At 64.5% G+C, this 21,787-nt stretch carries 23 protein-coding genes; 14 read left to right on the plus strand and 9 right to left on the minus strand.

Translation table 11 applies throughout. The annotated features are described in order from the left end of the window. Nucleotides 1–194: 194 nt before the first annotated feature. A complete protein-coding gene (locus tag KQ307_RS03290; protein WP_259726922.1) occupies nt 195–323 on the plus strand; it encodes a hypothetical protein in 129 nt (42 codons plus the stop codon). Between the two features lie 556 nt (nt 324–879). Here the strand turns inward: KQ307_RS03290 and KQ307_RS03295 are convergent. Further along, on the minus strand, nt 880–2,796 hold the full coding sequence (locus tag KQ307_RS03295) for a transketolase C-terminal domain-containing protein (RefSeq protein ID WP_259726923.1): 1,917 nt from the start codon (nt 2,794–2,796) through the stop codon (nt 880–882). A 125-nt stretch (nt 2,797–2,921) separates the two neighbouring features. Between KQ307_RS03295 and glgX the strand changes: the two genes are divergently transcribed. From glgX to KQ307_RS03350, 11 genes are all read left to right on the plus strand, one after another. Then, entirely contained in the window at nt 2,922–5,099 is a 2,178-nt protein-coding gene (glgX, locus tag KQ307_RS03300; protein ID WP_259726924.1) for a glycogen debranching protein GlgX, read from the plus strand. Further along, a complete protein-coding gene (locus KQ307_RS03305; RefSeq protein ID WP_259726925.1) occupies nt 5,096–6,061 on the plus strand; it encodes a DnaJ C-terminal domain-containing protein in 966 nt (321 codons plus the stop codon). Before glgX ends, KQ307_RS03305 begins: the two co-directional genes overlap by 4 nt. After that, nucleotides 6,051–6,368 carry a chaperone modulator CbpM gene (locus tag KQ307_RS03310; RefSeq protein WP_259726926.1) on the plus strand — a complete coding sequence of 106 codons (318 nt, stop codon included), beginning with the start codon at nt 6,051–6,053 and terminating at the stop codon, nt 6,366–6,368. The genes KQ307_RS03305 and KQ307_RS03310 overlap by 11 nt, the downstream gene beginning before the upstream one ends. Before the next feature lie 68 nt (nt 6,369–6,436). Next, nucleotides 6,437–7,141, plus strand: a complete 705-nt coding sequence (locus KQ307_RS03315; protein ID WP_259726927.1) for a phytochelatin synthase family protein — start codon at nt 6,437–6,439, stop codon at nt 7,139–7,141. A gap of 66 nt (nt 7,142–7,207) precedes the next feature. After that, complete coding sequence (locus KQ307_RS03320) at nt 7,208–7,579, plus strand: cation:proton antiporter subunit C (RefSeq protein WP_259703035.1); 372 nt, start codon at nt 7,208–7,210, stop codon at nt 7,577–7,579. Continuing rightward, nucleotides 7,579–9,102 carry a proton-conducting transporter membrane subunit gene (locus tag KQ307_RS03325; RefSeq protein WP_259726928.1) on the plus strand — a complete coding sequence of 508 codons (1,524 nt, stop codon included), beginning with the start codon at nt 7,579–7,581 and terminating at the stop codon, nt 9,100–9,102. Before KQ307_RS03320 ends, KQ307_RS03325 begins: the two co-directional genes overlap by 1 nt. Continuing rightward, entirely contained in the window at nt 9,099–9,518 is a 420-nt protein-coding gene (locus tag KQ307_RS03330; RefSeq protein WP_259703010.1) for a Na+/H+ antiporter subunit E, read from the plus strand. The genes KQ307_RS03325 and KQ307_RS03330 overlap by 4 nt, the downstream gene beginning before the upstream one ends. Next, complete coding sequence (locus KQ307_RS03335) at nt 9,515–9,763, plus strand: hypothetical protein (RefSeq protein ID WP_259703009.1); 249 nt, start codon at nt 9,515–9,517, stop codon at nt 9,761–9,763. The genes KQ307_RS03330 and KQ307_RS03335 overlap by 4 nt, the downstream gene beginning before the upstream one ends. Then, nucleotides 9,763–10,077, plus strand: coding sequence for a monovalent cation/H(+) antiporter subunit G (locus KQ307_RS03340; protein ID WP_259726929.1), 315 nt, complete (start codon nt 9,763–9,765; stop codon nt 10,075–10,077). Before KQ307_RS03335 ends, KQ307_RS03340 begins: the two co-directional genes overlap by 1 nt. Next, complete coding sequence (locus tag KQ307_RS03345) at nt 10,074–10,601, plus strand: hydrogenase subunit MbhD domain-containing protein (RefSeq protein ID WP_259726930.1); 528 nt, start codon at nt 10,074–10,076, stop codon at nt 10,599–10,601. Before KQ307_RS03340 ends, KQ307_RS03345 begins: the two co-directional genes overlap by 4 nt. After that, a complete protein-coding gene (locus tag KQ307_RS03350; protein WP_259703006.1) occupies nt 10,598–11,257 on the plus strand; it encodes a Na(+)/H(+) antiporter subunit B in 660 nt (219 codons plus the stop codon). Before KQ307_RS03345 ends, KQ307_RS03350 begins: the two co-directional genes overlap by 4 nt. A gap of 87 nt (nt 11,258–11,344) precedes the next feature. Here KQ307_RS03350 and KQ307_RS03355 read toward each other — a convergent pair whose 3' ends face one another. The 7 genes from KQ307_RS03355 to pdxH form a co-directional block, all read right to left on the minus strand. Then, a complete protein-coding gene (locus KQ307_RS03355) occupies nt 11,345–11,914 on the minus strand; it encodes a hypothetical protein (protein WP_259726931.1) in 570 nt (189 codons plus the stop codon). Nucleotides 11,915–11,984: 70 nt separating this feature from the next. Beyond that, nucleotides 11,985–13,199 (minus strand): hypothetical protein, encoded by a 1,215-nt coding sequence (locus tag KQ307_RS03360; RefSeq protein ID WP_259726932.1) that lies wholly within the window; start codon nt 13,197–13,199, stop codon nt 11,985–11,987. Nucleotides 13,200–13,488: 289 nt separating this feature from the next. Beyond that, nucleotides 13,489–14,001 carry a hypothetical protein gene (locus tag KQ307_RS03365; RefSeq protein WP_259726933.1) on the minus strand — a complete coding sequence of 171 codons (513 nt, stop codon included), beginning with the start codon at nt 13,999–14,001 and terminating at the stop codon, nt 13,489–13,491. Further along, complete coding sequence (locus KQ307_RS03370) at nt 13,998–15,356, minus strand: hypothetical protein (RefSeq protein WP_259726934.1); 1,359 nt, start codon at nt 15,354–15,356, stop codon at nt 13,998–14,000. Before KQ307_RS03370 ends, KQ307_RS03365 begins: the two co-directional genes overlap by 4 nt. A gap of 286 nt (nt 15,357–15,642) precedes the next feature. Then, entirely contained in the window at nt 15,643–18,714 is a 3,072-nt protein-coding gene (locus KQ307_RS03375; RefSeq protein WP_259726935.1) for an SMC family ATPase, read from the minus strand. Continuing rightward, on the minus strand, nt 18,711–19,886 hold the full coding sequence (locus KQ307_RS03380) for an exonuclease SbcCD subunit D (RefSeq protein WP_259726936.1): 1,176 nt from the start codon (nt 19,884–19,886) through the stop codon (nt 18,711–18,713). Before KQ307_RS03380 ends, KQ307_RS03375 begins: the two co-directional genes overlap by 4 nt. Nucleotides 19,887–19,939: 53 nt before the next feature. Then, on the minus strand, nt 19,940–20,635 hold the full coding sequence (pdxH, locus tag KQ307_RS03385) for a pyridoxamine 5'-phosphate oxidase (protein WP_259726977.1): 696 nt from the start codon (nt 20,633–20,635) through the stop codon (nt 19,940–19,942). A gap of 118 nt (nt 20,636–20,753) precedes the next feature. Between pdxH and KQ307_RS03390 the strand changes: the two genes are divergently transcribed. After that, nucleotides 20,754–21,017: a FitA-like ribbon-helix-helix domain-containing protein gene (locus tag KQ307_RS03390; protein WP_259726937.1), complete on the plus strand. Its 264-nt coding sequence runs from the start codon at nt 20,754–20,756 to the stop codon at nt 21,015–21,017. Nucleotides 21,018–21,146: 129 nt separating this feature from the next. Further along, nucleotides 21,147–21,350, plus strand: a complete 204-nt coding sequence (locus KQ307_RS03395) for a hypothetical protein (protein ID WP_259726938.1) — start codon at nt 21,147–21,149, stop codon at nt 21,348–21,350. Between the two features lie 43 nt (nt 21,351–21,393). Here the strand turns inward: KQ307_RS03395 and KQ307_RS14865 are convergent, their stop codons facing one another. Then, nucleotides 21,394–21,618 carry a DUF433 domain-containing protein gene (locus KQ307_RS14865; RefSeq protein ID WP_399235118.1) on the minus strand — a complete coding sequence of 75 codons (225 nt, stop codon included), beginning with the start codon at nt 21,616–21,618 and terminating at the stop codon, nt 21,394–21,396. Nucleotides 21,619–21,787: the final 169 nt, after the last annotated feature.

A 21,787-nucleotide genomic window follows, 5' to 3' on the forward strand; every position in this document is an offset into this window, starting at 1 on the left:
TGTGTCGCCAGGAGTCTTTTCCCAGGAGGTTCCGGTGTGAAGCCGGACAAAGATTTCTGGTCTATTTAAAAAATTTAACACCACAACGGCTTGCTTTCTTTTCAGGTGAATTGCCCATGCGGGCCGCTGGACGTTCTTGTGCGCACCCTTCGTTGGTCGCAAGGAACGCTCTGCCCCAGGAGAGACGGGTGCGGATGACGGACGACCCGATCCTGCGCCGGCAGCTGCAGGCGGCCTCTACTGCCGAAGGGTTCTCAGGCGATGAACTGCTGCGCCTCCGCGTGCGCGGCCAAGCCAACGGAATGGGTCGCAGCCAGGGCTGAACCTGCCCTCACCCTGCTCCACAACGGGGCCTGTCGCCCCTGGCTGCCGGAGGTGAAAGCAATCTGGGCCCGAGGTCGAGGCCGGATCCGTTGCACCCATATCGATGCGCCCGATGGAGACCCCTCGGCCCATGGAGAGATCAGCTGCTCGAAGCCCATGGGCCGCAGGTGTGGGCTCGGCGCCAACGGCCGCGCAATCAACTGTGGCTGTTTCCGGGAGTACTGCCGGTTGATGGAACTAGGCTGGCTGAATGTATCCGTTCAGGAGGGTGGATATAGCGTCAAGTGAAACCGAAGACACTACCTGTAGTTTCTAGTTGCTCCAGCGTTGTGCAATGTCTGCCTTTGGCCGCCCCTGGTGGCTTCTTGATTGAAGTAAAATCACCAGAAAATAGATCAAAGCCCCTGCACCGCAATGGGTCTTGGTTTTCGTCCCACCCTTTGAAAGGATATCCCTGAACAGCGGTCGGAGCCTGCATTGCGCCCTGCCCAGAAACGATTGTCCAGGGCAGGGACAGCGGCAAATAGATTTCGAAATCTGCATCCCGGAAGCAATTCAGCCCAGCAGGCCCTTGACGTGGCTGATGATCCCGTCGGGATCGAGGCCCTGGTGGGGGAACTGCTCCCAGAGGCCGCCGCAGCCCTCCTTGTGGGTGCCCAGGTGGCCGTAGCGGGGGGTGAAGCCCCGCTCCAGCAGCCAGGTGCCGTAGCGGCTGCCGAGGCCGGTGCGGCGGTTGAAGGATTCCACCACCAGCACGAAGGGAGAGGCGCCCGCCCTGGCGATCATCGCTTCATCCACCACATTGAGGGTGGGCTTGTTGATCAGACCCACGTCGAGCCCTTCAGCCCGCAGCCGCTCCACCGCATCAAGGGCGCGATAGAGGCACTCACCGAAGCTCACCACATAGCCGGCGCTGCCCTCCCGCACCAGCTCATCTTTGCCGCTCTCAAAGCTGTAGCCCTCGCCATGCAGTTCATTGCCGGCGGCATCAAGCAGATTGGGCACCTTCGAGCGGGTCGAGAAGATGAAGCGCAGGCCGGGATCAGCGAACACGGCCTTCACGCAGGCCTTCATCTGGGCCGCATCAGCCGGGAAATAGAGGCGGGTGCTGTCGTTCTCCTCCAGTCCGTTGTCTGCAAAGCAGTTGTTGAGACCGAAATGGCAGGTGTTGTCGGCCATGTCGTCGATGCCGGCATGGGAGAAGTGACTGAGCACATTGGCCCCATTCAGCCGCGCCATGGTGACCTCGGAGATGATCATCTCCAGGAAGGCGCTGAAGGTGGCGAAGATCCCCTGGCGGCCGGCCTCCATGCCGAATCCCGCGGCCGCCGAGAAATTTGCCCGCTCCATGATGCCGCCGCTCACGAAGATCTCCGGATGGGCCTTGCGGATCTGGGCCAGACCGCATGAGCCCTCCAGGTCGCTGTCCACCACCAGCACGCTGTCCTTGCGGGTTTCAGGCGTCATGGCGCCCAGGATCTCCACCACCGCATCGCCGAACACGTTGCGATTGGCCTCCAGCCGCTGGCCTGAACCGAGGAAGGTGGCGGGATTGGCGGGTTTGACGATGCCCTTGAGATAGGTGGCGGCACCGTTCTGGCCGCGCTGCTCCAGGTAAGCGATCGCCAGGTCCACCGGGATCACGTCGTGGCCGTGGGTTGTGCCCTCCAGACCCTCGATTCCCACCGCCATCGGCCGCTTGTTGATCACCGCGACGGGGCCGTTCGTGCCCACGGCGCGGCAGAGGCGGCCATACAGATCGTCGAGGTCCTCACCGTCGCCGGTGAGAGTGGCGAGGCCATGGCCAGCGAGGGTGCGCTCCAGGTCGTAGCCGGGCTGGTACTGGGAGGGATGCCCGGCGATCGTCACGTCGTTGTCATCGATCACCAGCTTCACGTTCAGCCCGTGGGCCACCGCGAAGCGGGCCGCCTCGGCGTCATCGCCCTCCTGCTGGGCGCCGTCGGAGCCGAGGCAGAACAGGGTCTTGCCGGGGTGGGCCAGGGCGACGCCGTTCACGAACGGCCAGAGGTGGCCGAGCCGGCCCGAGCTGAACTGCACGCCAGGGGTGAAACCCAGCTCCGGATGGCCCGGCAGCCTGGAGTGGGCGGCGCGGTACTGCAGCAGCGCCTCGGCCGGCAGCTCGCCCCGCAGCACGCTGATCAGATACTGGGTGGCCACCCGGTGGCCGGCCTCATCGAAGAACACCGGCAGGAACCGGTCCGGCTTGCCGCGGAAGAAGGCATCGAGGATCATCACCTCCGGCACCGTGTCGAACGGCCCGCCGCTGTGCCCGCCCACGCCCCGGGCCGCACCAGTGGCCGTGAAGAAGATGATCGCGTCGCGGCAGAGCTGGATGTTGGCCTTCAGCGCCTCGCGCTGGCTGGCGCTCAGGCTGGGCTGATCCGGATCGAGGGCAAGCGGCTGGTAGGCGGCCAGATCGATCGGGAACGCGGTGGAAAGGGTGGCGGTCATGGGTGGAGTTCTGGCCTCAAGGGGCCGTTGAGTGCACTTTGATCCCAACCTCAGCCGCTGCCGGTGTTGGAGGTCACCTGCCGGGGGGAGGATGCTGCGGCAAGTCTCGCCGGTCGGCTGAAGCCATGGGCGTGCCCTCGACCAGCAACCTCGCGACCAGCAACCCGGTCGGCAACGCGGTCGGCAACGGCAGCAGCGGCCGGCTCGGGGCCTCGGTGACGGCCACTGGGGTGAATTTCTGCCTTTATTCGAAACACGCCACCCGGGTCGAGCTGCTGCTCTTCGATCGCGTCGATGCCGCCGATCCCTGCCGGGTCGTGGAGCTTGACCCCATGCGGCAGCGCACTTACCACTACTGGCATTGCCTGCTGGAGGGTCTGGGTCACGGCCAGATCTACGGCTATCGGGTGCATGGCCCCTGGCAGCCCGAGCAGGGTCTGCGCTTCGATGGCCGCAACCTGCTGCTCGACCCCTACGGCCATGCGGTGGTCACCCCACCGGGCTATGAACGCCAGGCGGGCCGCTCCAGCGGCTCCGGTCTGGCCACGGCGATGAAGAGCGTGGTCGCCGATCCCTCCCTCTACGACTGGGAAGGCGATGCCCCCCTGCGCCGCCCGGGCCGCGAGACGGTGGTGTACGAACTGCATGTGCGGGGCTTCACCAGGCACCCCAGCTCCGGGGTGGCAGCGGAGCGAGCCGGCACCTACGCCGGCCTGATCGAGAAGATCCCCTATCTGCAGGAGCTGGGCATCACGGCGGTGGAGCTGCTGCCGGTGTTCCAGTTCGATCGGCTCGATGCCCCTGAGGGCCACACGAACTACTGGGGGTATTCACCGATCTCGCTGTTCGCTCCCCACCACGGCTACAGCTCCCGCAGCGATCCGCTCGGGCCGCTCGATGAGTTCCGCGACATGGTGAAGGCCCTGCATCGAGCCGGCATCGAGGTGATCCTCGACGTGGTCTACAACCACACCGCTGAAGGGGATGGCAGCGGCCCCAGTTTCTGCTTCCGAGGCCTGGCCAATGAGGCCTATTACCTCCTCGATCCCGACGATCGAAGCCGCTATGCCGACTACAGCGGCACCGGCAACAGCTTCAACGCCAACAACCCGGTGGTGCGGCGGCTGATCCGCCACAGCCTGCGCTACTGGGTGCGGCACATGCATGTGGATGGGTTCCGCTTCGATCTCGCCTCGGTGCTGACCCGCGACGAGGAGGGTCGGCCGATGCCGCTTCCCCCCGTGCTCTGGGACATCGAGACCGATCCGCACCTGGCGGGCACGAAGCTGATCGCCGAGGCCTGGGATGCGGCCGGCCTGTATCAGGTGGGCAGCTTCATCGGCGACAGCTGGCAGGAATGGAACGGTCGTTTCCGCGATGACATGCGCCGTTTCCTCAAGGGCGATGCGGGCCAGGTGCGCAAAGCGGCGCTGCGGCTGCTGGGCAGCCCGGACCTCTACGGCAAGGAGGATCGGGAAGCGGAGCAGAGCGTCAATTTCATCACCTGCCACGACGGCTTCACCCTGGCTGATCTGGTGGCCTACAACGGCAAGCACAACGAAGCCAATGGCGAGGACAACCGCGATGGAGCCGACGACAACGCCAGCTGGAACTGCGGCAGCGAGGGGCCGAGCGCTGACCCCGAGGTGCTGGCCCTGCGCCAGCGGCAGATCCGCAACGCCCTGACCCTGCTGCTGCTGGCGGTCGGCACCCCCATGCTCACGATGGGGGATGAGGTGTGCCGAACCCAGCAGGGAAACAACAACCCCTACGGCCAGGACAACGCGATCAGCTGGTTTGACTGGACCCTGCTCGATCGTCACCCGGACATCCTCCGCTTCGTGAAGGAGCTGATCGCCCAGCGGATGCGGCGCGACATCGTTGTTAACCAGCGGCAGGTGAGCCTCAATGATCTGCTGCTGGGCCGGCGGATCGAATGGCATGGGGTGGCGGTGGGCCAGCCCGACTGGGGCGAATGCTCACGGTCGATCGCGGTGAGGATCACCAGTTATGACAACCGCTATCGGCTCCATGTGATCGCCAATGCCTACTGGGAGGCGCTCGATTTCGCCCTGCCGGCCGCCGATGGGGGCAGCAGCTGCTGGCGGCGCTGGATCGACACCAGCCTGCCGAGCCCGCAGGACATCGACGACTGGAGCCTGGCGTCGCCGGTGCCCACCAGCCATTACCGGGTGGCGGCCCGCTCGGTGGTGGTGCTGTTCGTGATTCTCGACGAGGATCCGCTCGCTGAGTTCGATGGCCGCTCTGGCCCCAATGGGCTCTTTTGCTTGCTGAATCCATGAAGTTCAAGGATTACTACGCCTGCCTGGAGGTGGAGCGTGATGCCAGCGGGGAGGAGATCAAGAAGGCCTACCGCCGCCTGGCCCGCCGCACCCACCCGGATGTGGCCAGGGAACCCGGCGCCGAGGAGCGCTTCAAGGAGATCAGCGAGGCCTACCAGACCCTCTCCGATCCGGAGAAGCGCCAGGCCTACGACGAGCTGGGACGCCACCCCAGCGGCGAGGAGTTCAGGCCACCCCAGGAGTGGGAGAGCCGCTTCCGGCGCGGTGGCAGCCAGCAGGCTGGCCAGCAGGAGGTGGATCTGGCCGATCTGTTCGAGCAGATGGGATTCACAGCCCCCGGCGGCTTCGGCCGTCAGGCGGATGGCTTCCCGATCCGCGGCCAGGACATCGAGGTGGCCACGGAGCTGACGCTGGAGCAGGCCGCCCGGGGAAGCGAGGTGGCGTTCACGCTCAGCGTTCCCAGCCGGCTTGCCGATGGCGGCGTGGCGAGGCAGCCCCGGTCCGGCACGATCCGGGTGCCGGCCGGGGTGGTCGATGGCGAACGCCTGCGGGTACCGGGCCGAGGCGGCGCCGGCCATGGGGGTGGCCCAGCCGGCGATCTTTTTCTGGAGATCCGGCTCAAGCCCCATCCCCGTTTCCGGCCCGTCGGCCACGATCTCTACCTGGAGCTGCCGATCGCCCCCTGGGAGGCGGCCCTCGGCACCGAGATCGATCTGCCCACCCTCGATGGCACGGCGCGGCTGACGGTGCGGCCGGGCCTGCGCAACGGCCAGAAGCTGCGGCTGGCGGGCAAGGGCCTGCCGAGGCGCAAGCAGGGGGCCGGCGATCTCTACGGTGTGATTCAGATCGTGATGCCCGATCAGATCGGCGATCGCGAGCGGGAGCTCTACCGCGAGCTTGCCGAGGTGTCCGCGTTCAACCCCCGTCAATCCCTTGAAACGGCAGCAACCGATGGCAGATGATCCGCTGATTCCCGCCGATGACGAGAACCCGGTGGCGCTTGAGGAGTTGCTGGCGGCATCTGGTCTGGTCCATGAGGAGGTGAGCGAACTGATCCAGTTCGGTGTCTTCCAGCTCAGCGGCGGTGCGGGGGGCTGGTGCTTTCACGCCCGCACCGTCAGGCTGGCTTGCCGTGCCGCCCGCCTTCGCGACGACTTCGGCCTCAACGTGCCCGGCATGGCCCTGGCCCTCACCTACCTGGAGCGGATCGAGGCCCTGGAAGGGCGGCTGCGGGAGCTGGAGTGCCAGCTGCCGCTCCACGGGTCGTAATCCACAGGTCGTATCCACAGGTCGTAATCCACAGGTTGTAATCCATGGGACGAAGCCAAACCGGAAGGATGCCCACCCGCCTGCTGCTGGGCGGGCTGCTGGTCCTGCTGCCCCTGGGCCCCGCCGCCCTGGCCCAGCCGGGGAGCACCATTGCCCTGCCGGAGCCCCAGGGCCAGACCCTGCTGCTGCAGAGCGTTGATCGAGCCGACTACGGACCGCTGGCCGAGCAGTTCCTCACCCAGGCCAACCTGGCCTACTGCGGTGTGGCCAGCATGGTGATGGTGCTCAACAGCCTGGCGGTGCCGGCCCCGGCGGTGGCGGGCTATGGCAGCTACCGCTTCTGGACCCAGGAGAACGTGTTCGAGCTCGCCGCCACCCGGGCGGTGATCAGCCCCGAGCTCGTGGCCCGCCAGGGGATGACCCTGCAGGAACTGCGGGCGCTGCTGGCCAGCCATGGGCTGCAGGCCCGCGCCATCCACGGCGACCGGCTGAGCCTGGCCCAGTTGCGGCTGCTGGTGCGCAGCAACCTCGCCCGCGCCGACGACCGCCTGCTGGTGAACTATTTCCGCCCGTCGCTCGGCCAGGCCGGCGGCGGCCACATCTCGCCGCTGGCCGCGTACAACGCCAGCACCGATCGGGTGCTGATCCTGGATGTGGCCCGCTACCGCTACCCGTCGGTGTGGGTGCCCCTGGCCGATCTCTGGCAGGCGATCCGCACTCCCGACAGCACGTCCGGGCGCAGTCGCGGCGTGGTGGTGGTGCGGCGGAACTGATTTTCCGGTGGTCATCGCTACCATCAGCGCCCTGTCGGTCCGCCTCCCCGGGCCGTGTTTTCCTTCATGGACCCCTTCCGGCTGCTCGAACTGCTGATCCTCGGGGCTGTGCTGGCGGGTTTTGCGGGCCTGCTGCTGCACCGCAACCTCTTCTTCAAGGTGATGTGCATGGACGTGACGGGCTCCGCCGTGGTGGCCCTGTTCGTGCTGGTGGGGGCGCGCTCCGGCCTGCGCAGCCCGATCCTGTCTGCGGCGGCTGGCGATCCGGCCTCGGCGGGCCAGGGCGCCTGGGCCGACCCCATCCCCCAGGCTGTGATCCTCACGGCGATCGTGATCGGCCTCTCGATCCAGGCGCTGCTGCTGGTGGTGATCACCCGCCTCTCACGCATTGATCCCAGCCTGGATCTGGCCAGCTTCGACACCGGTGGGAAGCGGTGATGAACAGCCTGACGCTCAGCTTGATGCCGGCGCTGTCCGCCAAGGCCATCGTGATCGGCTGGTTGTTGCTGCCGTTCCTGGCCGCTTTTCTGGCCGCCGTGCTGCCACCGCTGGCCCGTTGGCTGTCGCTGCTCTGTTGCCTGGCCACCGCCGCGATCGCCGTGGCGATTCAGCTCGGCGGCCTGCCCGCCACCGTGGAATTGCTCGGCGCCTACGGGGTGGCGCTGAACACCGATGCGTTCGCGGTGCCGTTCCTGCTGCTCAACGCCCTGGTCTGCAGCGCGGTGGTGCTCGACAGCTGGCGCCGTCCGCTGCCGGGGCCGTTTTTGCTGCTGCTGATGGTGCTGCACGGCGGCCTCTCCACCGCCTTCGTGGTGATCGATCTGATCAGCCTTTACGTGACGCTGGAGGTGGTGGGAATCAGCGCCTTCCTGCTGATCCTGATCAGCCGCTCCGACCGCTCGCTGTGGGTGGCCCTGCGTTATCTGCTGATCGGCAACACGGTGATGACGCTGTTTCTGATCGGCGCGGCCCTGGTGTACCTCGAGCGCGGCAGCTTCCGCTTTGAGGCGGTGGCGAGCACCACCAGCGTGGCCGCTCTGGCGCTGATCCTGGTGGGGTTGCTGATGAAATCGGGCCTGTTCCTCTCGGGCCTGTGGCTGCCCGTCACCCATGCGGAGGCGCCGGCGGAGGTATCGGCGCTGCTCTCGGGCGTGGTGGTCAGCGCCGGCATCGCTCCGCTGCTGCGCCTGAGCGGCGGGGTGCCGGCCCTGGGCCCGGTGATCACCGGGCTCGGCCTGGCCAGCGCCCTGCTCGGTGTGGTGTTCGCCCTGGCTGATGCCGATGCCAAGCGCCTGCTGGCCTGGAGCACGTTGTCGCAGATGGGGCTGGTGGCGCTCTCGCCGCTGGCCGGCGGCTTCTACGCGCTCAGCCACGGCACCGCCAAGGCGGCTCTCTTCCTGGTGGCGCGCCGCTTCCCCAGTCGCGCCCTGCAGGGCTGGCGCGAGCGGCCCCTGCCCGCCGGCGTCTGGTGGCCGCTGGGCATCGGTGCGCTCTCGATCGTGGGCCTGCCCCCCCTGGCGGGCTTTGCGGCCAAGGCGGGCCTTTCCGGAGGGCTTTCCCAGCCCCTGGAGGTGGCGGTGACGCTGCTGAGCATGGGCACGGCGGCGGCCTATGCGCGCTTCTGGGGGGCGCCGCTGCTGCGAAGGCCGGCGTCGGTGGATTGTCCCAGTGCCGGCGCCAGGGGGGAGGCCAGCCCAGAACCTGCTTGGTCGCCTGGCGTGCTGCTGCTGCTGCTGGCACTGCTGCTGATCGGCGCCGCGAGCCTGCCGTGGATCGCTTCGCCGGCCAGCGCCGCTGCCAAGAGTGCCCTGGTGTTGCTCGGTGGCTGGGGGCTTCACCACCTGCTGGAAGGCGAGCGGTGGCGCGAACGGCTGTGGCTGCCCGAACTGGAGGGCTTCTCCGACCTGCTCGGCGGCATCGGTGTGGTGGGTGCGGGCCTGCTCGTGATCCTGAACCGATGAGACGTCTGCTGCCCCTGCTGCTGAGCACCGCCTTCCGGCTGGCGCTGTGGTGCCTGCTCACCAGCGATCTGAGCCGGCTCAACCTGCTGATCGGCCTGGTGGTGGCCTTGCTGCTGCCGCGCGCCCGCTCGCGGCCCCTGCCGGTGCGCCTGCTGCTGAAGGCCGCCGGGCGCGCTCTGCTGGCGATCCCGCAGGCCTACCTCGAAGCCCTGCGGCTGATCGTCGCCCCCGGGGTGGTGGAGCTTGAAACCAGCGAGCCGGCCACCGATCGGGCCCTGCCGCTGCTGGTGTTCCTCGATGTGTTCCGCATCACGCTCACCCCGTTCACGATCGTGCTCGGCCTGGAGGACGGTGGACGCCGCTACCGCATCCACTCCCTGCTCCCCGCGGCAGCACCGGAGGCTTCCGAACCATGACCGTGGTGCTGTGGGGCATGGTGCTGGCGCTGGTGATCCCGATCGCCGTGGCCTGCCGACCGTCGGACGTGTGGGACCGGCTGGCGGCCTTCTCCAGCGTGTCGTCGAAGGTGGCGCTGATCATCCTGGTGGTGTCGGTGCTGCGCGACGACCGCATGCTGGGGCTGGTGGGGGCGATCGTGCTCAGCGCCGGCAATGCCGGCCTGCTGCTGCTCGCCAACCTGCTGCGGGAGGTGGAGCGGTGATGGGTGGCTCCTTCTCCGATCACGCCAGCCTGCTGCTGCTGGGTGCGGGCCTGATTCTCTGGTTCTGGGGCACCTGGCCGCTGCTGGGCAAGCACAGCTACCTGCGCAAGCTGCATGCCCTCTCGGTGGCCGACACGCTGGGCTCCTCGCTGATGCTGCTCGGCCTGCTGCTGCGCATTCCCGGGCAGTGGCCGCTACTCACCCTGGCGCTGGTGGGCCTGATCGTGTGGAACACGATTTTTGGCTATGTGCTGGCGGCCTGCTCGCTGCCAGCCCACCCCAGCTGCCGCACCGAGCAGGAGCACACCCCATGAACGCCCCGTTCGACCTGGCCGGTCAGCTGGATCTGCTTCTGCCGATCACCGCCCTGCTGCCGCTCACCGCCGTGCTGCTGGTGAGCCAGAGCAACCCCTACCAGACCCTGGTGCTGCGCGGCATTCTCGGCTCGGTGGCCACCTTGCTCTACGCCCTGCTGGGGGCGCCGGATGTGGCGATCACCGAAGCCCTGGTGGGCACCCTGCTCTCCACCACGCTCTACGCCGTGGCGTTGCGGTCGTCGATGGCGCTGCGGCTGTCGTTTCCGGAAGGTGCGCCGCCGTCGGCGCAGAGCCAGCAGCTGCTGCGCGCCTGGCTGGAGCCGGCGGGCCTGCGGCTGCGGCTGGTGCCGCCCGCAGAAGCGGCCCTCGGTGCCGCCAACGGTTGCCATGGCCGCCTGGACACGGATCAGCAGCTGCTGGTGGTGAATCCACGGCTGCTGAAGCGCCTGCAGGCCCTGGAGGGCTACCGCTCCTGGCGCGAGAACGGCGGCGCGCTCGACCTCGAGAAAGCCGCCCTATGACCTGGCTCTACCTGGTGGCCGCCACGGCCCTCTGCCTCTCCCCCCTGGCCTCGGCCCTGCCGCCTACGGCGGATCTGCTGCCGCTGATCAACACCCTCGTCGAGCAGACGAACGTGCCGAATCTGGTGTCGGGGGTGATCCTCTACACCCGCCTCTACGACACGGTCACCGAGGTGGTGGTGTTCACCCTGGCCTCGATCGGGGTGCGGTTCCTGCTGGCCGGTGAACCCACCAAGCCCAACGTGCGTGCCCTCGACGATGCCCCCTCGGTGGTGCTCTGCCAGCTGAGCGGCACGATCGCTGCCCTGATCGGCGTGGAGCTGGCCCTGCGCGGCCATCTTTCGCCCGGTGGCGGCTTCGCGGCAGGGGTGGCCGGCGGCACCGCGATCGGCCTGGCCCTGATCAGCGGCTCGGCGGAGCTCTCCGATCGCGTCTACCGCCGCTACCGCGCCGACCTCTGGGAGAAGGGGGCGGTGATCGCCTTCGTGCTGCTGGCTGCGCTCACCCTGGGCGGCCTGCCGCCACCGCCCGGGGAGTTCGGCAGCCTGGCGGGCGGCAGCTGGATCCCGCTGCTGAATGTGCTGGTGGCAATCAAGGTGACGCTGGGCTCCTGGGCGATGGTGCAGCTGTTCGTGCGCCACCGGGGGTTGCTGTGATTAGGAAGTTACAGTCGCGAGTTATTGAATTAATGCGATCTGCAGGATATAGATTACCTTAGAATTAGGATTCGAGGCAGCTTAGATTCACGAACATTTAGGCAAGAATGGAGCATCGTTCATACGAAAAAATCTGACTTCGATTCTCCTTCTTGAAAGATCGTTTTCATTTCTTGCAGGTGAAAGAGCTCCATTTTTGCCTATGAGGCTGGCACCTGAAAGCACCCGATAGGAAACATGATTGTTTGGATTAGACAACAAAGACTCTAGTTCACTCTTTACTGCAAGAGCTCGAAGCAACCCGAGATCTGCGTTGCTGCCAGCAGCATAACCAGATAGAGTTTTCACTTCTTTAATTGTTGATAACTTGCGATCAAGGTTGCTTGATCCCCCCGCAGGAGTCCCATCCGTGTGTCCGATCAATTCTATCGTATCGATTCCATAGCACCGAACAGTCCGCTCAATCAAAGGCAAAGCATACTTGTGAAGAGATTGCTTGAATCCTTCTGTAAGCGTGTAGCTACCTGTAGAGAAACGGTAGTTCTGACTGTCTCCCAAGTTGATTACTGGGGGCTTGGAATTCATAGCTCTAACTAAGGTGGTAACAGCAATAAACAACGAAAAAACAAGTAGAGTATTTGTAAGAAGGTCAGTCATGGGAATCCATACAGATGTATCTCGGTTTTGGCTGGTAGTTCTCCTTAGGCTTGGCATGGATTCAGTTCAGTTATGATCTATCGGCAAAAGAAGGAGGTGGAGGTGGAGGATTTCGTTCGATGCCACTTGCAATCCTAGCGAGCTCCGCCTGAACCTCCGACAACGAAGCAAGCTGAAGTCTGGAAATGGATGAAAGGGATTCAACCGCTTGAAACAGTTCACCTAAGTTTCCGTGAAGCGACTTGATATCTGCTGCTTGCTCATTTGAGAGTGTGCGGGCTATCCCACCAATAAGCTGGATTGCATCGCTCATCTCCCCGGTAAGCTTTACTAACGCCCGGTCGGTTTTTGCACGTGCACTAAGCCAAGTAAGACCTTTTTTCTGCACGTTTTCCATGGAAGCGGTTGCCGAACTCAGAATTTCATTTGACTGAGTACCCAACACAGACAAGAGCTCAGTGCGCTTATCTGCAGATTCAACGGCGTCTAAGAATTTACCTTGACTGTCACTAGTCTTAAGGATAATACCTCCAAGCAACTCCGAGGCATCAACCGATTGTCTTGCAGTTAAAGAGAGATTGTTAGCTGCAGACCGTAATGCCTCAGTATGTTGAAGAAACTTCTCACATGCTTCTGAGAAGTCCTGTGCAAACTTGGTTTGTTCAAACTGTTTGGCTGCCCTGAGATAAAGTTCGCCTGCATATCCCAATTTCTCAGATCCTTCTTTGACTTGAATTACAAACTGTTTTGTCTCATTGATCTGCGTCGAGAGAGAATATACTAATTTCTCAATCCTGCTTGCAATTGCATTCTCAATAGCGCGAGAAACCTTTTCGCTGAACTGAGAAAGATAGTCAGTCAAATAGATTTCCATCCTCTCCATGGATTCCCCTACAAGGGAATACCTTCTACAATCTGTCTGAATCACCTGTTCGAGATACCCAGCTAGAAGTTCAATAGTGTCATTTTTAATGCCAAGGATTCCGTTGGCTGTACCGATTAGCCACAGAAAGCTGCTTAAGGTTACTCCCATAAGACTTGTTGAGAAAGCAGCTGCAAGAGATGGAAAGAGGTTGGCAAGTCCATCCATGAGAGATGTTTGTTCAACTGCACTTTCTGATCCACGAATGAGACTAGAAAGCTCACTCATGTTCCCAATTAGGCCAACAAATGTGCCGATCAAGCCAAGGGTTACAAGAAAGCCTGGTCCACCATGAAGTAGATCATCAACTTGTGAAAATGACCATTTTCTTCCCAAGAGCACTGCTGCTGTTGCACGAGACACTTCGCTTGAGCTGATCGCATAAGAATCAACACTTTCTATCTTGGCTGCTGCAATTCGGTAGCGAGTACTGCAGGAACGAGCTATGCTAAGGCTAGCGTCATTCTCAGTTAGGCAATCGCGAGACTCTCGTAGTGAAGTACCCAAGCATGCACGTAACGCTCGTGTAGAGCGTTTAAGCTTCTCCCCGAGAATGATTAATAGCAGGAAAAGCGATAGCTGTATAAATAGGATGGTCCACCCAACAGGCCCTAGCGTGAAAAGAAAGAAGTTTGTGTTCACTGCAAAATTCCTAGTCTGCTATCAATTCATAGTAAGCGCGAAGTTGAGCTTCTAGTTGAGGAAAATAGGTTTCTCCAGTCTCGTTCACATGAGTAACATAAAAATCTAAAATTCTCTGATCTAGGATATCGGATGCTTTTCGACCAATCTCTGGGTTAGGTGGACGAGCAACAAACCAAGCCAAAGATCTTCCTTCAACGTCATTTGGTTGAATTGGAACGGTTGTAGTGTCATCATAATCATCTTCATAAAAACCTTGATCAATCCCTACAGATGGTGGTGATGATAAAGCCTGCATCTCAGAAGCAGTAAGACATCGTTTTAACCGCTGAGACTCAATCAAGCCTTTGTAAAGAATAGATTGGTGTAACTGACCCCACTCCATATCTTCGTAAAATTCTTGTAGAGATGGTGACAAGTCCTTATTCCCAAAATCCCTGTAAATCTCATTGACTTTCGCTTGGACCTCGGGAGATCGAGAGGTAAACCCAATCCACTCAGAGTTGATTGAATAATCGGTCATTTTGTCCCCTCTTGTTGTTCGGCTTCCCTTCGCATTCGCGCTTGCTGAAGAGCTAATGGGAGTCTTTCCTGATATGCTTGCAGTAGTTGCTGAGTATAAGGAAGAAGACGAGTCTCGTAAGACATCTTCATCTCTTTGCTTCTTGAGAGAGCCCAAAGAAGAATTGTCGCGAGAAGACTTAAGATTATGCTCATAACCATCCAGAAAAGAGAAACGCCGAGTTCTAGTACTCTGCTTGGGTCTAGGAGTTTTGAGAAAAATTGCTGGAATGCTTGAGTAACGATAGTCTGACCTGACCTAATTTCGATCTGCCCAGGCTTGGATTCATTGAATTCCTCAGAGAAGACGTCCGGAAACTCCTTCCGTAGAAATGTAAGTGGCGGAACTGATCCAATTTTTACTCGCCAATCAGACACCTTTGACTGAAGGGCTGATGCCTCCTTAAGATCTTCAGCTTGTTGAAGTTCATATCGCTTACAAACCCCTGGAACTTGATTGACCCCACCGAATCGGTCAAGGATTTGCTGATTAGTTAGGCCTCTCATGGATTCTTGCTGCTTGTATTCCCCAAAAGCTTGTACCCATAGATTCTCCCACGCCTTGGGCTGGAGATCCTTGTCAGTTCCCTTCAGCTGGTCCTTTAGTGCATCACAACTGCTTTGGAAGTTCAAGAGCTTGGGGTTTTTAAGAGTTTGAAGCTGACTTAGTGTTTTCTGCCTTTCTTCTAGTTGTGCTGTTGCTAGTTCACGAGAATATTGTCGGGTTATTCCATCTTTATTGACCAAAATGTCAAATCCGACTCCAGACAGTAATGTTTTTGCGCCAGAAAGCAAGATAAACAGAAGTAGTCCAGTGGTCGCAATAGTCTCTCTTCCCTTGGCTCTATTAGAACCGAGCTTGCCCGCAATGTTTGATAGGACCATCAAGCCAATTGAAAGGCCTAACGCTGCTGGAAATGCGACAAAATTCAGGTAATTCTGGAGGGAAAATTGAATAAATGGAACTGTACTGACGGCATCCCATGCAGTGCTGCCCGCCATTGTGTTTGCGGCTTTGCCGCAAGTGTCGTCAAAACTCTTAGTGCCAAAGCATTTCCCTCGCATGGACTTGGCGCTTGGCCAGAAAAATTCTCTTAGCCTATTTGAAGTGCTTCGATGCCTACGGCCAACGACATCAACTTGTATAGGAGCAACGATTAGCTCGTTATCTCCTCGCTGATAGAGGGCGGGAGAGTCGCTCGCCTGCTTGACAATGTAATCAAGCTCTACTTGGTTTCGAATCCAGCGCACGAGCTGGATAGGGTTTACGGTGATCGAACCTGATGAAGGAGTTCGTTCTCCTGGCGGGCTCTGCATGAATTTTGGTATTTGAAGCTAAGTGTAGCCTTTTTGGGCATTGGTGCAACGTTGAGGCAGTCTTTGACGTGCTTGTGGCGCTCCTTTGCCTTGAGCGGGTATGCTTTTGTTCGAAAAGTCTACTGGGCGAGGTGATTAATCATTCCGGCTAACCGACTGCGGAGTATGTCGCCTTAGACTTTTAGGCAAGGCATAATTACATTCTTATTTTCATAGTTCTGAGTCCATGAGCTGAACTTGGATGCTCCCCAGCCCAGCTTGTTTAAGCACATTTTCATACACTTGCTTAGGCTTCCACCCGCAGCGTGGAGCCGCGATCGCCGGCGATCACTTCGATGCCGCCGCGGATGCGCTCGCGCAGGGCACCCACGTGGCTGATCAGGCCGATCATGCGGCCGCCTTCGCGCAGGCGGTCGAGTTCGTCCATGGCCAGCTGCAGGTTGTCGGGGTCGAGGCTGCCGAAGCCTTCATCGATGAACAGCGCCTCCAGGGGCACGCCGCCGGCATGGGCCTGCACGGTGTCGGCCACGCCCAGGGCCAGGGCCAGCGACGCCTGGAAGGTTTCGCCGCCCGAGAGGCTGCTCACCTCGCGCTCCTCGCCGGTGTAGGCATCGAGCACCCGCAGGCCAAGGCCGGCCTGGCGGCCGCCGTGGCCGCCCTCGTCGGTGAGGCGCAGCTGGTAGCGGCCGGAGGTCATCAGGGTGAGCCGCTGGTTGGCGTAGCGGCAGATGTCGGCGAGGTAGGCGGAGAGCACCCAGCGCTGCAGGGAGATGTAGGGCGCCGCCTTGCCCTGGCAGCGGTAGGCCACGGCACTGAGCAGCTCGGCGTGGGTGCGCTGCTGCGCCAGGCCGGCGGCGCGCTCCCGGTGCAATTGCGTGAGCCGCTGGATTTCGGCCTGGGCGCCGCGCGCTTCGCTGTGGCGCTCCACCGCTGTGGTGCGCCGCTGATCAGCGAGGGATTCCGCTTCCAGGGCGGCGGCGGTGTCGGGCCGCTGCTCGGGTAGATCGGCCAGCTCGGGAGCCGCCAGGGCGCCCTGCAGCTCGATCACCTGCTTCTCATAGGCCTCGATCCGCTGGGCCCAGTGCGCGCGTTTGGTGGCATCCACCAGGGCGGCGGTGGCCTCGGTGGCGGTGGGGAAGGGGGAAGCGGCCCGTTCAGCCGTGAGCCGCTGCGCCGCCTGCTGCTGGCGGGCCACGGCCCGGGCGTGGTCGGCGGCGGCGCCGATCAGGCGGCGCAGGGCGGCTTCCAGCGGCGCGAAGGCCGCCAGCACCGTGGCGGGATCCAGCCCGGCGCCGAGCTCCTGCGCCACGACAGCCACCAGTTCGGCGGCCCGGCCGCTGGCCTCCTGCTGCGCCCTGCTCTCCAGCGCCATCGCCGTGCGGGCAGCTTCGATGGCCTGCTGCAGGTCCTGGCCTTGCTGCTCACGCGCCTTGGTGCCCTGCTCCAGGGTGGTGAGGCGCGCAGCCTGGGCGCTGGCGGCGGCGAGGGCCTCACTGGCGGTGCGGGCGGCGAGCGCGGCGGCGACTGCCTCGCAGCCGGCCCCGGCTTTTTCCAGCACGCCCTGCAGGGCCGCCTCGGCCTGGGCCACGGCCACACCAGCAGCGTGCACGTCCGTGTGGGCGGCGGCGAGCTGCTGCTCCACCGCCTGGATCTGGCCATCGTCCACCGCATCGGCGGTGGGCAGGGCCGGCTGCGGGTGGGCCGTGGCGCCGCACACCGGGCAGGGGGAATCAGCCTCCAGGCCAGCGGCGAGCCGCGCCGCCATGCCCTCGATCTGGCGGCGGCGCAGGTGGTTGAGCGCGGCGTTGTGGGTGTTCAGGCGCTGATCGGCGGCGTTGCGGGCCGCCATCGCCTCCAGCTGCCGCGCCTGGGCCGGAGCGATGGCGGCGGCGGCGGCGGCCTGCGCCGTGGCCTCGCGGGCGGCCCGTTGCAGACCATCGAGTTGGTCGTGGGCGGTGCGGGCCTGGGCGAGCGTGGCGAGCTCCTGCTGCTGCTGCGCCTGCAACTGCTGCAGCCGGGCGCCGGCTTCGGCGGCCTGCGCCTCGGCGGCGGCGGCGCGCTGGCCGGCAGCGGCAGCGGCCTGGCTGGCAGCGCTGGCCTCCTGGGCTTTGTTGGCCAGCTCCCGCACCTCGGCGGCCCGGGCGGCCAGATCGGCGCCGGCACTGCCGAGCGCCTCCGGCGACGGCAACACGTCGAGATCCAGCGCCTGCACCGCAAGCGGCAGGGCCGGGGCCTGCGCCTGGGCCCGCCGGGCGTTGAGCAGGGAGCTGCGGATCTCCTGCTCCAGCTGCGCCAGCGCCTGAGCCGCCTCCTGCTCGGCCACCAGGCTGGGGCGCAGCGCTTCGGCCTGCTCCGCCCGCGCCAGACGCTGGCGGAAATCCAGCACCAGCGGCTGCTTCGCCTCCAGCTCGGCGAGTTGGGCGGCGGCGGCGGCGCGCCGGTCGAAGCGCTCCGCCAGCGCCTCGCGCCCGGATCGGGTGGCGCGGGCCGCCGTGAAGGCCGCATCGGCCTGAGCTCGGGCGGCGGCACTGGCCTCCACCACCGCAGCGATCCGCCCCACCAAAGCTTCAAGGCCAGCCTGATCGGTGGGAACAACAGGTGCTACGGGTGCGGCGAGCGCTGCAGGCTCGCCGAGGGCCCGAGGCGCTGGCACCCCATCAGCCCCATCAGCCTCAGCCAGCCCCGCATACGGCAGCCAGGCGTGGCCGGCCTGGTCGCGTAGCACGGCCTGGGCGTCGTGTTGCTTCTGGACGGCCTGACGCGCTGCTTTGGCCTGGTCGTCGAGCCACCAGCCGGCCCGCTCGTAGAGAACGGTGTCGAAGAGGGTCTTGAGCAGGGCTTCGCGGTCGTCGGCTTTGGCCCGCAGCACTTCGGCGAAGCGGCCCTGGGGCAGCAGGATCACCTGGCGGAACTGGGCGGCGTTGAGGCCCACCAGCTGCTGCACCTCGCGGGTCACCTCGGTGATTCGGGCCGCCACCGGCTGCTCCTCGCCGTTGGCGCCCAGCCGCAGCAGCAACGCCTGCGGGGGCTTGTCGGTGACGCCCTGGCCGCGGGCCTTCGGGGCGCTGTGCGCAGGGCTGCGCTCCACCCGGTAGCGGGCCTCGCCGCAGGAGAACGCCAGGCTCACGCGCGGCACGGCGCCAGGAGCGGCGTGATCGGAGCGCAGCCCCTTGACGCTGCGATCGCCCGATACCTCTCCATAGAGGGCGAAGCAGAGGGCATCGAGCAGGAAGGTCTTGCCGGCGCCGGTGGTGCCGTGGATCAGGAACAACCCCTCGGCGGCGAGCGCGTCGAAGTCGATCGCCACCGGATCGGCGTAGGGCCCGAAGGCCTCGATCACCAGCTGGTGCGGCTTCAACGCTCCCCTCCCCGCAACGCCTGGGCCAGGGCCGCCTCCAGCAGTTCGGCTTCGGCGTCGCTGGGCGGCCGGCCCTGCTGGTCGGCGAAGAAGGCGGTGGCCAGGGCCAGGGGCGAGCTGGCCTGGCGCACCTGACGGTGGCGTTCGTCGCCACTGGCGCGAACCAGCTCCGGCGGCTCGTGGCGCAGCTCGGCGATGTGGGGGAAGCGGGCCCGCAGGCGGGCCATCGCCTGCAGCGGCAGGGTGTCGTCGGTGAGGATCGCCCGCACGCGGGCGGCTTCGGCAGGGGCGTGGGCGGGATCGTGGCAGAGCGCCTCGATCGGGCCGCGCAGGGTGCGCAGCGGCCGGCCCACCTGCAGCGGAATCACCTGCACCGCCGCCGGTTCGGGCGCGCCGGGGGCGGCGGCCAGCTCCACGATCCGCACCGATTTGATGTGGTCCTGCTCGGAGAACGAATAGGGCAGCGGCGTGCCGGAGTAGGCGATGCGCGGGCCGGCCAGCTGCTGGGAGCGGTGCAGATGGCCGAGCGCCACGTAGTCGAAGCCGGCGAAGGCCTCCACGCTGACGCGATCCACGTTGCCCACCGTGAGCTCCCGCTCCGACTCGCAGCTTTCACCGCCGGCCACGAAGGTGTGGGCCACCAGCACGGCGCGATGCCCGGGCCGCCCGCTCAGATCGGCGCGCAGGCGGGCGAGGGCCAGCCGGGTGACCTGCTCATGGCGCAGGCGGCCGGGTTCCCCCGAGAGGGCGGGGCCATCGACCGCCGGCTCCAGGTAGGGCAGCGGGTAGATCGCCACCGGCGCACCGCCGCCCCTGGGGGTGAGCAGCACCGGCTCGTGGGCGCGGCGCACGTCGCCGCGGATGGTGATGTTGAAGGTGGAGAGCAGCGGGTCGTACACCGACACCCGCACGTGGGAGTCGTGGTTGCCGGCGATCGCCACCACGGCGGTGCCGCCGGCGCTGAGCCGGGCCAGGGCGTCGTTGAACAGGGCCACCGCTTCGGCGGGGGGGATGGCGCGGTCGTAGAGGTCGCCGGCGATCAGCACCGCTTCAACCTCATGCTCCCGCGCCAGGGCCACGATCCGTGTGATCGCCGCCGCCTGCTCATCGAGCAGCGAGACGCCGTGGAAGCTGCGGCCCAGATGCCAGTCGGAGGTGTGCAGCAAGCGCATCGGGCCAAGGTAGGCAGGAGGAACGCCGCTGGCTGCCGCTGCGCCTGCCCCGTTCAGGGCGCCAGCCGCTCGATCAGCCAGGCGCTGCCCTCTGCCCCAGCGCCGCTGGTGGCCGCCGGCTGGCTGGGCCGGTAGCGGAAGCGATCGTGCAGGCGGTTCTGCCGTCCCTGCCAGAACTCGAACTCCACCGGCACCACCCGCAGGCCGCCCCAGGCCGGCGGCAGCGGCACCTCATCACCGGCGAAGCGGCGCGCCATCGCTTCCCACTGGGCTTCCAGCAGCGAGCGGGAGCTGATCACGGCGCTCTGCTGCGACACCCAGGCCCCCAGCCGGCTGCCCACCGGGCGCGAGAGGAAATAGGCGAGCGATTCGGCCGTGCTGATCCGCTCAGCCCGGCCGAGCACGATCACCTGCCGCTCCAGCCCATACCAGGGAAACAGCAGACTCACCTGGGGATGGGCGGCGATCTCGGTGGCCTTGCGGCTTTCGTAGTGGGTGAAGAACACGAAACCGCGGGCATCGAAGGCCTTGAGCAGCACGGTGCGGGCACTGGGGCGCGCGCCATCGCTGGTGCCCAGCACCATGGCGTTGGCTTCGCTCAGCTCGGCCGCCACCGCCTGATCGAACCAACGGCGGAACTGCGCCACCGGATCAGCGGCCAGATCAGCGCGCCGCAGGGCCTCGCGGCGGTAGTCGCGGCGCAGCTGGGCGGGATCGGCGGGATCGGCGGGATCGGTGGGGTCGCTCATGGCAGCGGTGCGCAGAGGCGGTTCACGCCTTCGGGCTCCAGCTTCGGGCCGCAGTGGAGCGGGCTGGCAGCCGTCGCTAGCGTTGATCGCATCGATCGCACTGCCAGCAGGATTGGTCATGGCCAGCCTCACGATTCGCAACCTCGACGACGCCACCAAGGCCCGACTGCGGCTTCAGGCGGCGCGCCATGGTTGCTCGATGGAAGAGGAGGCGCGCACGATCCTCAGGCAGGCGGTGGCGGCGTCGCCTGAGGTGCCAGCCGGTCCAGGCCTGGGCAGCCGCATTCAGGCCCATTTCGCCTCATGCGGCGGGGTGGAACTCGATCTGCCGGCTCGCGTGTCGATGGCAGCTGCCGCCCGCTTCGATGGGGAGCAGGCTTGATCGTTCTGGACACCAACGTGATTGCGGAGCTGATGCGGCCCCGCCCCGAACCCCTGGTGCTGGCCTGGGCCGATCGCCTGGAGCCCGCGATGGTGGGTCTTACGGCGATGAATGAGGCGGAGGTCCTGCATGGCATCGCCCGTCTGCCTGAGGGCCGCCCGTTGGTATGGGGAGTTGCTGTGGCAGAGGGAACGCCTGGGCCAGCCGATGAGCACGGCCGATGCGGTGATCGCCGCCATCACCCTGTCCCAGGGCGCCCAACTGGCCACCCGCAACGAGGTGGATTTCGCCGGCATCGGAATCGAGTTGATCAACCCCTGGCCCGCGCCTTGAGAGGAGCTGGAGCCATGGTGCTGTTAAGCAACACAAGTCCCCTTTAGGATGCCTCCAGGCGACACCGCTGCCATTGACCGCTGCTCATGGCCAAGGCCAGGAGGGGTGGGCCGCAGCCCGCAGCGTGCATCACGCCGCCGCCGGCTTGATGACGACTTCTGAGCATGGCTATTCCCTGCTGAGCCAGCCTCAGCCGGATGCGCCTGCCGCGGATGCATGGCTTGCCACCGCATGGCGCGGGGTTGTGGGTGATCCGGGTGGGGGTCATCAAGCAAGCCCAAACGCGTCTCTTGGATCAATCACAAGGCCATGGACCCTTGCCCCGCGCCGTGGTGCTCCAGCCCGCCTCTCCCCAAAACCGCCCTACCCCAGCCAGACTCGCCCCAGCGCCGCCCCACCTGATCCCTCGATGCCCGATCAGGACCAGCTCAACGCCC

This window comes from Synechococcus sp. CS-1326, from assembly GCF_025128115.1.
Taxonomy (GTDB): Bacteria; Cyanobacteriota; Cyanobacteriia; order PCC-6307; family Cyanobiaceae; genus Regnicoccus.